Here is a 13,804-nt window from a genome sequence, read left to right on the forward strand (position 1 = left end):
AGCATCTTAAACAACTTAGTTCACAACAAATACGAAAATGGCAAACAATAACTCCACAAAAGCCGTACTTTACGCATTTTCAGCTAATTTAGGCATCGCCATCGCCAAGACGGGGGCTGCCGTTTGGACAGGTTCTGGTTCCATGTTGGCAGAGGCAATTCATTCTTATGCTGATTGCGGCAATCAAGTGTTATTGCTGGTCGGCATGAAACGGTCAGCAAAAGAAGCAACCCAAAAACACCCCATGGGTTACGAACGTGAATCCTACATCTGGTCGATGATGGTGGCGTTTATCTTATTTTCCGTAGGCGGCGTTTTTGCTGTCCATGAAGGGTGGGAGCGTTATATCCATCCTCAATCTATAGAAAATGCGAACACCGCTTTGTTGATTCTGCTGATTGCCGTTGGCATGGAAGCTTTTTCGTTAAAAGGCGCATTGTCAGCAATGGCAGAAGAGAAAGGGTCGCAAACACTTTGGCAGTGGTTTAAAAGCACCCATTCCAGCGAATTAATGGTTATCACTGGCGAAGATATTGCTGCTTTGCTCGGTTTGGTGATCGCGCTGCTGGGCTTAGGTTTAACCGTATTAACGGGCAATACGGCTTTTGATGCCGTGGGGTCGATGTCGATTGGTGTGTTATTGATTATTGTCGCCGCTGTGGTAGGTACAGAAGTGCATTCACTGTTAATAGGCGAATCTGCCGAAGCTATTCGGATTAATATCCAGACTTATCTTGAAGCACAACCCTGTGTTTTGCAGGTACTCAATATTTGGGCGATTAATCACGGGAATTCTGTAATGGTGGCTATCAAAGCCGAACTCAAACCAGAACTGACGGTAGCAACCGCCGTTCAAGAAATTAACGCCATGGAAAGGCAGATTAAGCTAACCCACAGCCGCGTCAAATGGATTTTTTTTGAAATTGATAATGCTGATTAGATTTTTGTTACATGGACTGTTTTTGAGATTTTCTACTGAAGTAGCTTGATTAGCAGCTACCTACAAACCTTTTTTTGTGACGCAGTTCACAGTTTCAGCAAACTCCCCCCTTAACTGGCAGTTAATGACCATGATATAGACTAACCTAGGTAGGGAGTCCAAAGGTCAGGGTTAAGTCTATTCAACAAATTTAAGAATAGCTCTTGTCTTTTTTGTAGCATCCGTATTTTTTACCCTATCAATCTGGTGAGAGGAGTCACAACATACTCACCATAGCGTCTTAATGTGTCGTGGTCTTTTCCTACTATCCATTACAAACAAAAATGTCGCTACGAAATACTGACTGGTCACTCTGCGTGCTTATTAATTTATAAGCAGTTGTTATATAAATATAAATTAAAATTTCGAGGAACTCATGAAAAATATGTATTTTTTAAAATCGATATTGTGTTTACTGTTTTTATTTTCAGGATCGCTTTATGCACAAAATTATTATGTATGCAATCAAGGATCTAATATTAATCCAGGTACTTCACCCAATCAGCCGTGGGCAACATTTGACTTTGCTATGTCAAAATTTGGCAGCTTAAAAGCTGGCGATGCTATTTCTTTTTGTAGAAATGGCACATTTACTTCATCTTACCCCAGATTATTTAATCAAAAATGTACCCGTACTCAACCTTGTACAATAAATGATTATATTGCACCCAATACTGTCCCTCAAACCGCAGGTAGCTATAAACTGCCTATTATTCAAAGTATTGGAGTAGATGGTGTATTAAATTTTCAAGATGGTGGTAATGCCGATCACGATGAAGGCTATGTCGTAAAAAACCTATCCTTAAAAGGTAAGGGATCAGGATTCGGTATTTTCCTGTACAACGATATATAGTTGAGATCGTATTGAATCCGCCCTTCCATTTTGTCTAAGGTGTCAGTTTCACCGCGATAGCCTTTAACTTGCGCCAAACCGGTGATGCCGGGTTTCACTTTATGCCTGAGCATATAACCTTTAACTTGTCCTCGATAGAACTCATTATGAGCAACTGCGTGCGGTCTAGGCCCCACAACCGACATCCTGCCCTGTAATACATTAAAAAACTGTGGTAGCTCGTCCAAGGACGTACGCCTGAGAAAGCTACCTAGCTTAGTGACTCTTGGATCATTTTTTTTAGCCTGCACAACATTTTGTGCATCTTCGCTAACGGTCATCGATCTAAATTTCCAGACGACTATCTCTTCCCCTCTGAACCCGTAGCGGCGTTGTTTAAACAGCACCGCACCTGGCGATGTCATCCGGATGGCGATTGCGATAATCAGCAAAGGGAAGCTATGAGTAGCAATACGATACTGCTAAACAGGATGTCGAACATTCGCTTAACAGCACCGTCAACGCCATAAAATGGGGTGTCGTGGATGCTGATGACAGGTATGCCCTTGATATTGTTCAGACTGGCACTGAGCAAATCGAATACAAACAAATCCGGTACATAATGGACGGACACGGTGGAATCTGATAATTGTTCAACAATACTTTTGATGCGTAATTCCGCTCGTAGCGGTAAAGTGATATAAACAATATCAACAGCACCTTCTTTAGCAAGCTTTATAAGCTGGTCGGTATCACCTACTAATTTTTTCAGATCAAATTGATGACCACCTTCACTGAGGCGTTGTCGATCATCAAAAAAGCCCAAAAACTCTGTACCCACAGCTTTTTCTTCTAGGAAGATTTTTTCCAGCTCTGCACCGAGCATAGTGGCACCAACAATCGCTACACGATGTCGGTGTTTGCCCATTTTTCTGGACATATTTGCCACGCTACGTACGATGACGTGCCAAGAAATAATTTCAATCGGGACGGCTAGACTCCAAAGCCAGAAATATTGTTTGTAAATGGGGTCTATCAGTGGATAAGTCTGATCCACACACATCAATATAAGCAATACGCAAAACCAGGAAACGGCAATCAACCTGATCTGAGTGGAAGTAGACATCGCCCGACTGCCGCGGTATAGCTCGTTAAATGAAGCAAATACACCAAAGCCAACGACCGAAATCAACAGCCACCAAGTATGTTTATTGTCCCATTCTACAGCGGCAAGATCGAGGATAGACCACAAAGTCAGCCAGATTACGATTACGTCCAATAATCTAGCCAATACAGCAAGCTTATTGCTATGCGGACGAATAGCACCGAAAGATTGAGAGGAACTCACCATGGATTTAATTTACTTAGCTTTATCAATGTAATAGCGTATGGGGTGGTTGAGATATTAATCCCAATTAGGAGGAATGTTAAATCGCCAAGATTTAAGTGTACTGCGATTACCCGCAGCAAACAATTCTATGAAAAACGATTAGCAGCTATAACTCATACACAAAGAATAGCAACTTTAGGCAATTCTTCAAGGCATTCCGTTGGGAATAGGCGGTTCGACACTGGTACTTACAAAAATCGACTGGTCGGATAAATCATCGGTTTTTTTAAGTGCTTCCATGAGAACCGTATCGTGTCCGTAAATATCCTGATAAAACGCAAGATTGTTGAATTGATCGACAAAGGATGTCGTATAAAAAAACAGCACAGGTATCGGACTCTGTAACACAACATGCTGCATAGCCGATTTTTGCATGGCTTTTTTTATCGTGTTGGCATTCCAGTTACCTTGGTTTTTTAGGGCGAATTCAGCCAATGCCTTGGGGTTTTCAACACGTACGCAACCGTGGCTAAAATCCCTGCGCGATCTGCTGAACAAAGAATTGGCCGGGGTATCATGCAAATACACATCTTCTTTGTTGGGGAAGATAAATTTTACTTTACCTAAACTGTTTTTATTGCCTGGACGTTGCCTAACCCTTAACACACCACGCTTGAGCTTTTCTATAGCATCACCGCTTACAGAAACAGGCTTGGCTGAATTACCGACTATCTCCATATTTTGAGCCGACAAATAACCCGGATTTCGAGCCAATTTAGGCAAAATCTCATCCTTCAGGATATTTTTAGGGACATTCCAATACGGCATAAATTCGATATAACTCATTTGAGCCATCAATACCGGCGTTTGATTTTTCAGCGCTTTGCCCACAACAACGCGCATATTCGTGATATTGACATCAACATTACTGATGTCATCAATTGCCCAAAGCTGGAAGGCCGGAATATTGACGATGATAGAACGACCAACACTCAACTCAGGAAGCCAACGCAGTCTTTCCATCGCCAGCTCTATCTGTTTTATGCGCTGTGATAAGGGTTCGTTGAGTGCAACAACAGTACTTGATCCTATCGTGCCATCTGCGTTTTGACCATGACGGAGCTGGAATTTTTTTACGCCTTCTACAATATTGGCGGTGTATTTAGGATTTTTTTCAGTAGGGCTGACTGTACCAGTTTCAGGCAAATCACCTACGCTGGCTAAAAATTTGCTTAATTCCGCCAATTGCGGATGATGTTCCCCAGGTCGCAATTTACCTTTAATACTAAAGTTGAATGCTGGCGATTTTGCAGCAATAAGACGATAACTGGCTAATGCCGACTTTAATTTTTGGTATTGATGCAACTTTGGCTCTACCAGCAGAGGTAACTGGGAAACGGTGTTTAGCGTTACACTGTCATTAATCAACAGCGGCAAATCAGTCAGTTTTTTCTCCCGCAACTGCAACTTAAAATTGATGCCTTGAGGATTTACCCGACCATAATGCAGGTCGTGCAAAAACCGCAATACCGCTATACTGAGTGCAGTGTCATAAAGTGCGAGGTCTTTATAGGACGTTGGCGAGAGCGTTAAGGCAAGACTACGTTTTGTTCGCAGCATTTGCGCGTCATAATTTTCCTCAATTAAGCCCTGAGTTGCTGCATTTGCCAACAGATCAAGGGCATCCGCCGTGTTTTTGGCTGATTTAGCATTACCAAGCCAGAGCAATTGGTAATTGCCGCGTTTATAGAGTGCATCAAGATCTTCGGTGCGATTGGAGAAGTTAGACTGCTTCAAGTACGGATTTTGTCTTGCCGTGATAATCGCGTTGATTTCCTTGCTTACGCTGGGTTCTAGAAATGCAGAATCCTCGGCAAACAGAGTTTGCAACGGGATGATTGCTAAGAAAAATATCAAGCACTTAACGGCGAAAAATTTTGTTTGCTGAGTCAAAGGACTGCTTCCCTGAGAAAATAATAGGTCAAGATTTGATGTTAGCGAGAACACCACAATAATTTGCGATAATTATACTTAACTACTTAACATAGCACACAAATTTAAGTGTTAGTTAAGCAATGACTAACGTTAATGCTTGTTGTTGGGCTATTTAATAAAAATCTAATCCGCTAAGGGTAGTATAGATTTTGCTAATGCGGCGTTATAACCGGAAATACCAATGGTAATAACCACAAAATCCTTTAAATTTTATGCAGTTTGTTAAAGAACTCCTGAATTGTCCTTAACGTCAAATTTTCAATGAAAAATCCACGCCTTATCCTAATTAAACTGCTGTTCTTGTCGATGTTACTGGCGATGGGAATGGTCAATGCACAATCTGAAAAAACTCCAGAGAGCAGTGTTTCAGAAAATACTGGTGCTGACATCACCCAAAACCTCATCAAAGCCAAAATTGAAGCTTTAGATGCCAAAAAGGAAATCGATGCAACCATTAAGGCTAAGTTGCTGGCTCTATACCAATCTGGACAAGAAAATTTGATCAATGTCGAGACAACTACCGCAAAAACAGTTGAATTTGAGACTGCAATTAAGCAAGCCCCAGAAAAAACTAAGAAACTGCGACGGGAAATCGAGCAAGCGCAACAAAAGCTTACTAAACATAGGCTTGAAGACTTTACCAGGATTTCAGGCGAAGAGCTGGAACAACGGTTGATATTGGAAAAAGAAAAATTCAGTGCGATTGATGAACAAATCAAGCAATTTGATAAAGCGCTGACTTTGCAAAATGATCGCCCCCAGTTGATACGCTCAGAAACTATAACCGCTAAACAAGCACTTGAGGACACACAGGCAAAACTGCAACTTCAGCCAGCGGCTACAGCTTCAAAACTTGAATCCGAGGCGCAGAAAATACAGCAAGCTACTTTAATTGATGCGCGTAACGCCGAGTTAAAAATGCTAACGGCAGAAGCGAATAGCAACTTGGTTCGGGTCGAATTGCTCAAAGCTGAACTGCAATTATTGACCATCCAAAAAGACCTGCTGAATCCAGTTATTGCTGGCATTGAAAGTCTGGTCAACGAGCGCAGACAGCAAGAAGTCATCCATATTCAAAATGAACTGAGTCAAGCCGAGAAAACGGTAGCTGGCAAACACAGCCTGATTCAACAGGCTACCCGTGAGAACATTCAGTACAGCCGTGATTTGCAGACGATTACTGCCAAAATTGAAACCTACAACGAACTTAAAAGCAAAGTAGATGACACCGCCAGCGGAATTGAAGCTGATTTCAAAAGTGCCGAAAAAAAAATCAGTTTGGCAGGATTAAGCCCTGTATTGGGCAAAATTCTACGTGAACAACGGCGTAATTTAGGCGGTCAAGATCAGCTAATAGTGGAATCTGAAGCCATTCAAAACGAAACGGCCTTGACTAGCCTTGAGCAATTCAAGATAGAAGACAAAATCAAGCTGTTTTCGGAGCTGGATAGTCATTTAAAAGACTCGATGGATCAAGACGTTGATAAAACTTTGCCAGCCGATGATCGCATGATGATACAGGCCGAGTTACGCGTACTGTTTAATAATCAGAAAGAGTTATTAAATAAGCTATCGGTCGCCTATACCACCTATTTACGTACGCTGGGTGATTTCGATTTTGCCAAGCAACAGATGCTGACCCAGGCCAATAAGTTTGCGGCTTATCTTGATGAACGTTTGCTGTGGGTTCCCAGTTCAGCACCTATTAACTCAGATTATTTGCGTGGGCTTTTCGATTCAGTCAGATGGTTGTTATCACCGCACAACTGGGTAGCGTTGCTTAAAGACACTACCATCATTGCGAAACAAAATCCGTTTCTTACTTTAATTGCCATACTGGCTTCGTTCGTGTTGCCTATCGTCAGGAGTTGGGCAAAACGGCAATTAGTCACGATAGCGGTAAAAATAGAAAAAATTTATACCGACAATTTTTATTACACGCTAAAAGCACTCGCTTATACATTGATCCTGGTGTTGCCTTTGCCAGTATTTGTTTATTTTTTGGGCTGGTTTCTTGGTGGCAACTCGCATGGTGCCGATTTTAGCAAAGCCGTGGGCGTAGGTTTGCAAAGAACCGCTATTCCACTGTTTGTGCTGCAATTTTTTTACCGCATGTTTGCCGCAAACGGGATAGCTGTTAAGCATTTTCAATGGCAAAAAAACTCTGCCAGCTTATTGAAAATGCAGGTTTCCTGGTTACGCTTTGTCATTGTACCCAGTGTTTTCATCATCAATTGTACGGGTGCATCGGCACTATCCAGTTATGGCGACAACCTGGGGCGCTTGGCGTTGATTGTTATGATGCTGGGCTTGTCGGTATTTTTCGCTAAATTGCTCAATCCCACGACCGGATTATTGCAGTCTTACATCAAAAACCATCCTGACGATTGGTTTACCAAGCTGCGTTATATCTGGTTTCTGCTAGTTATTAGCATTCCTTTAGTAATCGCCGGATTTGCAGTGACGGGATACTACCTCAGCGCATTGGAGCTACAACAAAAGCTGATTATCACCATCCGACTCATTTTTGGCATCGTCATTATTTATGAATTAGTAATCCGCTGGTTAACGCTCGTTAATCGGCGATTGGCGTTAAAAAATGCCCTACAAAAACGCAAAACAGCGGCATTGAGCGAAAAACAAGTAGTATCAGAAGAAGGTGTCGGTGGCGACGACCCCACTCTCCCAGTAGATGAACAATTGATTGATATACCCACCATTAATGCACAAACGATTAAGCTGCTCATCATGTTTATCGGTTTTAGCCTGATCGTTGGATTCTGGATGATTTGGAGCAATATCCTGCCCGCTTTCTCATTTTTGGATCGCATTGAACTCTGGCAACATCTGGTTACGATTGACAACCAGGAAAGCTATCAACCCGTTACTTTAACTAATCTGTTGATGGCAGGATTGTACGTGTTTATCGTGGCGGTATCGGTACGAAATTTCCCAGGATTGATGGAATTACTGTTTTTTAGCCGCTTTTCCATCGCGGCGGGTGGTCGTTACGCCGTCAATCAGTTAGCCAAATACCTGATTATCGCTTTCGGCTTTATCTGCATCGCTAATGAATTGGGTGGCAGTTGGTCGCAAGTGCAATGGCTGGTGGCAGCACTGAGTGTCGGGTTGGGTTTCGGCTTGCAAGAAATTTTTGCCAACCTGGTTTCCGGCATCATCTTGTTATTTGAACGACCTATACGCGTCGGCGATACCGTCACCATCAGCAACGTGACAGGCAAGGTGAGCCGTATCCAAATGCGTGCGACTACCTTGATTGATCCTGACCAAAAAGAACTGATTATCCCCAATAAAACCTTTATTACCAGCCAGTTAGTCAATTGGACGTTAAGCGATTCGACCACTCGAATCGTTATTCCCATCAGAATTGCCTACGGTTCGGATGTCGAACTCGCCCATAAAGTGATGATTGAAACCGTTCGCGCAACGCCATTAGTGCTGGAAGATCCTGCACCAGGTGTGGTATTTACCGGTTTTGGAGAGAGTGCGATGGAGTTTTCTATTCGGGTTTTTGTGAGCGAACTGGCACACCGCTTGCAGGTTACACATAAATTGCTCGGCAACCTCGAAAAAGCCCTGCGCGAAAACAGTATCCAAATACCTTACCCAATACAGAATAATTCCCCGCAGGATGCCGTTTAAAACTTAAGCATCGTAGCTGGAGTACAAACCTGGGTTTGTATGACAGACAAGTGAATACAGGCTTTTCCACCCTACATTTCAAGAAGTAACTAGGTGGTCATTAGCCGTATTGATAATTTGAATTGATAGTAAAATAGCGTTTTATAACAAATCATAACGAGGTGTCTGTTGGCGTGGTTGCTATTATTTACTGCGGGTTTGGTGGAAATTGTGTTCGCGTTAAGCCTTAAATATAATCAGGGCTTTACCCGCTTGATTCCCAGCGTCATCACGCTTGTTTCCGGTGCCGTGAGTTTATTTTTGTTGATGACGGCGATTAAATTTCTGCCCGTGGGTACAGCTTATGCAGTATGGACGGGCATGGGCGCGGTAGGTGTTGCGATACTTGGTATCGTATTGTTTAAAGAATCTGCTGAAATTTACCGCTTATTCTCTATATTTCTGGTCATCGCCGGTATCATCGGGCTAAAGTTAACCGACAGCAATTAATGCTACACCTTATATTTCAATCACCTATCGACAATGCCGTGCTGGATAGAATGGCTACTGGCGATGTTGCCGTGTTTCTTGAAAGCGCCGTACTTGGCGTGATACAAAAAAGCAAATCTGCTGAATTATTAAGCACTAAGCTCAACACCAATCGCTTGTACGTATTGTCCGAGGATATGGCAGTCAGAGGCATACTCCCGTCTGAGTTAGTTATTGGATTAGAAGCCATAGACTACGCAGAACTGGTTAAACTCACCGTCGCAAACCCATTGATTAGCTCATGGTGCTAAAGCTTGGTGATCTGTCCTTGAAAACCACGGAGCAAGGCTTTCTGGTAAACCGCTTAGATTGGAATGAACAAGTCGCAAACCATCTCGCCCAACAAGAAAACATCAGCCTTACCGAGCAGCACTGGGAAATCATCCGGTTTATCAGAACGTATTACCAACAATACCAACATCTGCCGAATACCCGCGTGTTCATCAAAGCAATAGCGAAAACCCTGGGCGCAGACAAAGGCAACAGCCGCTATTTGCACAGATTATTCCCTGATGGACCTTTGAAATATGCGTGCAAACTGGCGGGATTACCTAAACCACCGACGTGTTTGTAGTGCCGGATGCGAGGTATGAGTTGTCCGCAGTTAAGAAATTCGGAGATAAATAAGACACACGGAGTCAAAAAACATGTTTTTTGATTCCTTACAAACAGCACATGCCGGAGTGCAAACCTAGGTTTGTACTCCAGGTAAACGATGTCTCAACGCTTTTATCGTTCCTACGCTCCGGCGTGGGAACGATAAAAAACGCTAAGATATAAACTATTTTCATCTTGGTTTTGCAACCAGGACATCACACCGTCATCAGGTTGTGGTTTGATAATTTCGGAAATTACGCAGGTATCCAAAAGATATTTCAAAACTCAAGCTCTCTTGGCGGAGTTTTATCCCTAGCAATATCCAGATCAACATTCACCAGCGGGGAGCTACGCAAAAATGCAACCAAATCTGATGTGGGCTTTGTTAAGGCTTGGTAATCTTTAAACGAAAGAATAACAACGGCATTGTTGCCATGCTTAGTCACAAATTGAGAGCCGTTGTGCAACGCTTTTTCAACAAGCTGGCTAAACTTGCTCTTTGCATCTTGAAGTTGCCAAATATTGAGATTAATTTTCATAATGCATCACTTAAATAGACTAGACTGACTAGAATTTAAGGGGTTTTATGATTTTTGTCAAAATACTGACTAGCGAAGCTGAATAATCTCAACATCCGCCTTTAATTTATCCCATTGTTTATCAGCCGTAACAACGGGGATCTTCTTAATATAAGCCAATGCCAAGCAAGCACGATCAGCTAATGACAAACCAAACTCCCTGGTACTAATACGCAGCAGCCCTATTGTCCAAGCCTGTTTTTCATCCAACGGTTCAATGTGTAATTCCATATTGCCCATGACTGTTTTTACCGAAGACTCAGGCAACCCTGCCTCAAGCAGCTTACCTACAACCTCAGCATAATTCACGGCGGACATTATCGCCTTGCCTTCTAACAAAGCGGCATGTACTTTTTCACTACCGGTTTCGTCTTGAAGATAGGCAAGTACAGCAGAAGCATCCAAAACCAGTGGCTCAGTCATTTGCCTCTGCTCTTCGTTGTTCAAGCAATTGTTCCGCTAAAGAAACACCTTCCGACCCCGCCATCACAATCGCCTTTGCTTGTTGCAGGCGTCGCTTTCGGGTTGCAATATGCAGCTCACCATCATGGTAAGACAATATCACCTGATCGCCAGACTGAATGCCCATCTCTCGGCGAATTTCCGCAGGAATGACAATGCGACCTCCTGCTGAAACCTGTGTTATCAATGATGACATAATTTTTCCCTTATGTAACTTTAGCAAAAATATGTCATATAATAACATAGATGGCAAATAATTTAAGCTATGTCACATAACCGCTGACGCGGCAAGATTTGATTGGTCATCCAAATGGTCTGTTTAAGCAGCAATTGTCCATGTATATTCTCATGGAGTTCAGTATAGCATTGGCTAGTTATATTTTATCGTTCCCACGCTCCGGCGTGGGAATGATAAAAAGTTCTGGTTACTCCACCAACACCACAATCGGCGGAGTCAACCCCGCCTCACTTGCCGTTTTGCAAAATCCCTTGTCAAACGTATGCAGTACGGCGAAGCCACACACAGCAAGATGTAAGGCATCGGCAAAATCAGCACCCAGATCGTACCAATCAAGTGCGTATCCAACCTCTATTGAGTTTTCAACCTCCGTGTTATCGACTTCCAGCAATGCCCTAAAAAAATCCAGTATTTCAGCACGGGACTTCCTATAAACCGACCGCAAAACCCATTCGGTTTCCAATAACACCGTTCGGGAAATAAATACCGAATCCTGCATAATCAACTGTTTGACGATAGCAACTTGCGCCGGATCATCGGCCACAACAGCACGAACCAGCAAATTCGTGTCAAAAGCGATCATTTGTTACGCTGCTCCGATTGCTCCCAATCGGCGCGAACGTCTACGGGTTTACAAAGCTCCTCAATAGTTATAGCTACACCTTCGTGTTTAAGTAGACCAATCAAATCACCCAGATTGCGTCCGGTCTTGGCAGAGATTGCTTTCAGGGATACACCAGAACCAGTGGCAACCAAAGTAAGCTCCGTCCCGGCTTCCCAATGCAGTTCATCCCGAATTTCTTTTGGGATGACGATTTGACCTTTGCTCGACAGCTTTGTGGTAATCACAGACATACTCCTGGTAAGACGGCTAGTAAGACTAAATTATCCCCCTTTAACAAGAACCTTTCAACAACTGACAAAATTTCATCGTTCCCACGCTCCGCCGTGGGAACAAATCCTGCACCGCTCTAGCGGTGCAGGACGCAGAGCATCCGTAACGGCGTTCCCACGCTGGAGCGTGGGAACGATATAATTAGCAACCCCAACATGCTACGAGTGATTAACTGAATTAATCTCCTCAATCAACTGATTTACAGAATATTGCTGTTGCCAACCTTGCCGATCCTCCACATAATTTCCGTAGCCCCTATTAAATTGCTGCATAAACCGGATAAAATCGCTAACACCCAAGCCTTTTTGGAGTGCCTCCATGCCCAATTGTTGAATTTCTTGTTCTGTTTTGTAGGGTGTTGTGCTCATAATAAAACCTCGTTTAGCCAAAGCAAAGGGTTACTGACTTTGACATTAATGTCTTGAAAAGTTCTGGCCTTGTTTAAAAATTTGTCATCAACTGTTAAAAATATGTCAGCGTTGCCTTCCGCACAAGCCAAATGTAACGCATCAAAAGCCTGTAAACCTTGTTGTTCAAATTCATTGGCTCTTTTGGCAATGTTTGCATCTATTTTGATAACGGTACGAGCAAGAGCATTAATCAGGTTTAATTCTTTTTTCTCGACAAATCCTAGCGGTGCGGGACGCAGAGCGTACCTGACGGCATTTCCACGCTGGAGCATGGGAACGATATAAACTGGAGTGCAAACCTAGGTTTGCGCGTCGGCATTCCGAACGCGGGACGGGGTTTGCAACCCCGTCCCAAACCTTTTGCTTATGTCGATATGTCTGAACCACGCCGAAACGATACGACCAAGGCAACATGCCCCGTCCGGCAAAGTCAACTTTCATCGTTCCCACATTCCGCGTGGGAATGATAAAAACGGAGTCAAAAAACATGTTTTTTGATTCCAAACAACCAACAAAGCCGGAGTTTACCGCCCCCACCCAAACCACCACAGCTACAACCAACAAAAACGAACGCGGGACGGGGTTTGCAACCCCGTTCCAAACCTTTTGCTTATCTCGCTATTCCTGAACCACGCTGAAACGCTACGAACGAGGCAACATGCCCCGTCCGGCAAAGCCACATTCCGCGTGGGAATAAAAAAAACGGAGTCAAAAAACATGTTTTTTGATTCCAATAAACAACAAATGCCGGAATTTATCGTCCCCACCCAAATAACCCCATCCACAACTGACAAAATTTGTCACAATCTGACGTAATTAGCGTGTAGGCTGGGTTGAGGCACGAAACCCAGCATCGGTATCGGGTAGCTGGGTTTACCAACCCAGCCTACGGAATAAATATTTTAGCTTTTAATAAACAGCCACTTAATAACCTAACCCACCCGCAGCAAGCGGTTTTTTTAGCATTAACCAAAAAACTTGGCACGCTAACTGCTTTAGCTATTGCGTAGCACACAAGCACACAGACTTTAACCCTTACTTTTATCAACAAAGGAAATATAACAATGAAATTACCCACACAAAAAGTCCAACAAGGTTTTACCTTAATCGAATTAATGATCGTGGTTGCCATTATCGGTATCTTGGCAGCGATTGCGATTCCGGCTTATCAGGATTATATTGCGAAATCCCAGTTTACTGCGGGAATGGCTGAAATTACGCCAGGAAAAACCCAGATGGAAACAAAATTAAATGAAGGTACACCTGTAACAAATGATGCAGCCGGATTGTTATTACT

General features: G+C 43.1%; 18 protein-coding genes. 7 read left to right on the top strand and 11 right to left on the bottom strand.

Annotated features, from left to right (window positions below):
- The first annotated feature begins 37 nt into the window (after window positions 1-37).
- Both AC1YY3_RS10590 and AC1YY3_RS10595 read left to right on the top strand, forming a co-directional pair.
- Window positions 38-940: a cation diffusion facilitator family transporter gene (locus AC1YY3_RS10590; protein WP_481824986.1), complete on the top strand. Its 903-nt coding sequence runs from the start codon at window positions 38-40 to the stop codon at window positions 938-940.
- A gap of 415 nt (window positions 941-1,355) precedes the next feature.
- Window positions 1,356-1,832: a hypothetical protein gene (locus AC1YY3_RS10595; protein ID WP_481825036.1), complete on the top strand. Its 477-nt coding sequence runs from the start codon at window positions 1,356-1,358 to the stop codon at window positions 1,830-1,832.
- On the opposite strand, the gene AC1YY3_RS10600 is transcribed toward AC1YY3_RS10595, so the two are convergent.
- From AC1YY3_RS10600 to AC1YY3_RS10610, 3 genes are all read right to left on the bottom strand, one after another.
- Window positions 1,760-2,263 (bottom strand): sugar transferase, encoded by a 504-nt coding sequence (locus AC1YY3_RS10600; RefSeq protein ID WP_481825037.1) that lies wholly within the window; start codon window positions 2,261-2,263, stop codon window positions 1,760-1,762. The genes AC1YY3_RS10595 and AC1YY3_RS10600 overlap by 73 nt on opposite strands.
- Window positions 2,257-3,162 carry a hypothetical protein gene (locus AC1YY3_RS10605; protein WP_481825038.1) on the bottom strand — a complete coding sequence of 302 codons (906 nt, stop codon included), beginning with the start codon at window positions 3,160-3,162 and terminating at the stop codon, window positions 2,257-2,259. The genes AC1YY3_RS10600 and AC1YY3_RS10605 overlap by 7 nt, the downstream gene beginning before the upstream one ends.
- 186 nt (window positions 3,163-3,348) lie before the next feature.
- The gene (locus AC1YY3_RS10610) at window positions 3,349-5,094 is read right to left on the bottom strand and encodes a L,D-transpeptidase family protein (protein ID WP_482194467.1); all 1,746 of its coding nucleotides are present in this window, start codon (window positions 5,092-5,094) and stop codon (window positions 3,349-3,351) included.
- A gap of 303 nt (window positions 5,095-5,397) precedes the next feature.
- Between AC1YY3_RS10610 and AC1YY3_RS10615 the strand changes: the two genes are divergently transcribed.
- From AC1YY3_RS10615 to AC1YY3_RS10630, 4 genes are all read left to right on the top strand, one after another.
- A complete protein-coding gene (locus AC1YY3_RS10615) occupies window positions 5,398-8,799 on the top strand; it encodes a mechanosensitive ion channel domain-containing protein (protein WP_481825040.1) in 3,402 nt (1,133 codons plus the stop codon).
- 168 nt (window positions 8,800-8,967) lie between these two features.
- Window positions 8,968-9,288 carry a quaternary ammonium compound efflux SMR transporter SugE gene (gene sugE, locus AC1YY3_RS10620; protein WP_481825041.1) on the top strand — a complete coding sequence of 107 codons (321 nt, stop codon included), beginning with the start codon at window positions 8,968-8,970 and terminating at the stop codon, window positions 9,286-9,288.
- Window positions 9,288-9,578: a DsrH/TusB family sulfur relay protein gene (locus AC1YY3_RS10625; RefSeq protein WP_481825042.1), complete on the top strand. Its 291-nt coding sequence runs from the start codon at window positions 9,288-9,290 to the stop codon at window positions 9,576-9,578. Before sugE ends, AC1YY3_RS10625 begins: the two co-directional genes overlap by 1 nt.
- Complete coding sequence (locus tag AC1YY3_RS10630) at window positions 9,569-9,901, top strand: TusE/DsrC/DsvC family sulfur relay protein (RefSeq protein WP_481825043.1); 333 nt, start codon at window positions 9,569-9,571, stop codon at window positions 9,899-9,901. Before AC1YY3_RS10625 ends, AC1YY3_RS10630 begins: the two co-directional genes overlap by 10 nt.
- A gap of 164 nt (window positions 9,902-10,065) precedes the next feature.
- Here the strand turns inward: AC1YY3_RS10630 and AC1YY3_RS10635 are convergent, their stop codons facing one another.
- From AC1YY3_RS10635 to AC1YY3_RS10670, 8 genes are all read right to left on the bottom strand, one after another.
- Entirely contained in the window at window positions 10,066-10,206 is a 141-nt protein-coding gene (locus AC1YY3_RS10635) for a hypothetical protein (RefSeq protein WP_481825044.1), read from the bottom strand.
- On the bottom strand, window positions 10,203-10,463 hold the full coding sequence (locus AC1YY3_RS10640; protein ID WP_481825045.1) for a type II toxin-antitoxin system Phd/YefM family antitoxin: 261 nt from the start codon (window positions 10,461-10,463) through the stop codon (window positions 10,203-10,205). Before AC1YY3_RS10640 ends, AC1YY3_RS10635 begins: the two co-directional genes overlap by 4 nt.
- Window positions 10,464-10,532: 69 nt before the next feature.
- On the bottom strand, window positions 10,533-10,925 hold the full coding sequence (locus AC1YY3_RS10645) for a type II toxin-antitoxin system VapC family toxin (protein ID WP_481825046.1): 393 nt from the start codon (window positions 10,923-10,925) through the stop codon (window positions 10,533-10,535).
- Window positions 10,918-11,160: an AbrB/MazE/SpoVT family DNA-binding domain-containing protein gene (locus tag AC1YY3_RS10650; RefSeq protein WP_481825047.1), complete on the bottom strand. Its 243-nt coding sequence runs from the start codon at window positions 11,158-11,160 to the stop codon at window positions 10,918-10,920. The genes AC1YY3_RS10645 and AC1YY3_RS10650 overlap by 8 nt, the downstream gene beginning before the upstream one ends.
- Window positions 11,161-11,389: 229 nt before the next feature.
- Window positions 11,390-11,785, bottom strand: a complete 396-nt coding sequence (locus tag AC1YY3_RS10655; protein WP_481825048.1) for a type II toxin-antitoxin system VapC family toxin — start codon at window positions 11,783-11,785, stop codon at window positions 11,390-11,392.
- Window positions 11,782-12,051, bottom strand: a complete 270-nt coding sequence (locus tag AC1YY3_RS10660) for an AbrB/MazE/SpoVT family DNA-binding domain-containing protein (protein WP_481825049.1) — start codon at window positions 12,049-12,051, stop codon at window positions 11,782-11,784. The genes AC1YY3_RS10655 and AC1YY3_RS10660 overlap by 4 nt, the downstream gene beginning before the upstream one ends.
- 204 nt (window positions 12,052-12,255) lie before the next feature.
- Window positions 12,256-12,465: a hypothetical protein gene (locus tag AC1YY3_RS10665; RefSeq protein WP_481825050.1), complete on the bottom strand. Its 210-nt coding sequence runs from the start codon at window positions 12,463-12,465 to the stop codon at window positions 12,256-12,258.
- Window positions 12,462-12,779, bottom strand: coding sequence for a PIN domain-containing protein (locus AC1YY3_RS10670; protein WP_481825051.1), 318 nt, complete (start codon window positions 12,777-12,779; stop codon window positions 12,462-12,464). The genes AC1YY3_RS10665 and AC1YY3_RS10670 overlap by 4 nt, the downstream gene beginning before the upstream one ends.
- A 792-nt stretch (window positions 12,780-13,571) precedes the next feature.
- On the opposite strand from AC1YY3_RS10670, the gene AC1YY3_RS10675 reads away from it, so the two are divergent.
- A partial coding sequence (locus tag AC1YY3_RS10675) for a pilin (RefSeq protein WP_482194468.1) occupies window positions 13,572-13,804 on the top strand: 233 nt, incomplete at its 3' end.

The organism is Methyloglobulus sp. (assembly GCF_964779595.1).

What these genes read in the sequence shown, in the direction of transcription:
- AC1YY3_RS10590 (WP_481824986.1), top strand. Translation starts at nt 38, where the DNA reads ATGGCAAACAATAACTCCACAAAAGCCGTACTTTACGCATTTTCAGCT.
- AC1YY3_RS10595 (WP_481825036.1), top strand. Translation starts at nt 1,356, where the DNA reads ATGAAAAATATGTATTTTTTAAAATCGATATTGTGTTTACTGTTTTTA.
- AC1YY3_RS10605 (WP_481825038.1), bottom strand. Translation starts at nt 3,162, where the DNA reads ATGGTGAGTTCCTCTCAATCTTTCGGTGCTATTCGTCCGCATAGCAAT.
- AC1YY3_RS10615 (WP_481825040.1), top strand. Translation starts at nt 5,398, where the DNA reads ATGAAAAATCCACGCCTTATCCTAATTAAACTGCTGTTCTTGTCGATG.
- AC1YY3_RS10625 (WP_481825042.1), top strand. Translation starts at nt 9,288, where the DNA reads ATGCTACACCTTATATTTCAATCACCTATCGACAATGCCGTGCTGGAT.
- AC1YY3_RS10630 (WP_481825043.1), top strand. Translation starts at nt 9,569, where the DNA reads ATGGTGCTAAAGCTTGGTGATCTGTCCTTGAAAACCACGGAGCAAGGC.
- AC1YY3_RS10640 (WP_481825045.1), bottom strand. Translation starts at nt 10,463, where the DNA reads ATGAAAATTAATCTCAATATTTGGCAACTTCAAGATGCAAAGAGCAAG.
- AC1YY3_RS10645 (WP_481825046.1), bottom strand. Translation starts at nt 10,925, where the DNA reads ATGACTGAGCCACTGGTTTTGGATGCTTCTGCTGTACTTGCCTATCTT.
- AC1YY3_RS10650 (WP_481825047.1), bottom strand. Translation starts at nt 11,160, where the DNA reads ATGTCATCATTGATAACACAGGTTTCAGCAGGAGGTCGCATTGTCATT.
- AC1YY3_RS10655 (WP_481825048.1), bottom strand. Translation starts at nt 11,785, where the DNA reads ATGATCGCTTTTGACACGAATTTGCTGGTTCGTGCTGTTGTGGCCGAT.
- AC1YY3_RS10665 (WP_481825050.1), bottom strand. Translation starts at nt 12,465, where the DNA reads ATGAGCACAACACCCTACAAAACAGAACAAGAAATTCAACAATTGGGC.
- AC1YY3_RS10670 (WP_481825051.1), bottom strand. Translation starts at nt 12,779, where the DNA reads ATGCTCCAGCGTGGAAATGCCGTCAGGTACGCTCTGCGTCCCGCACCG.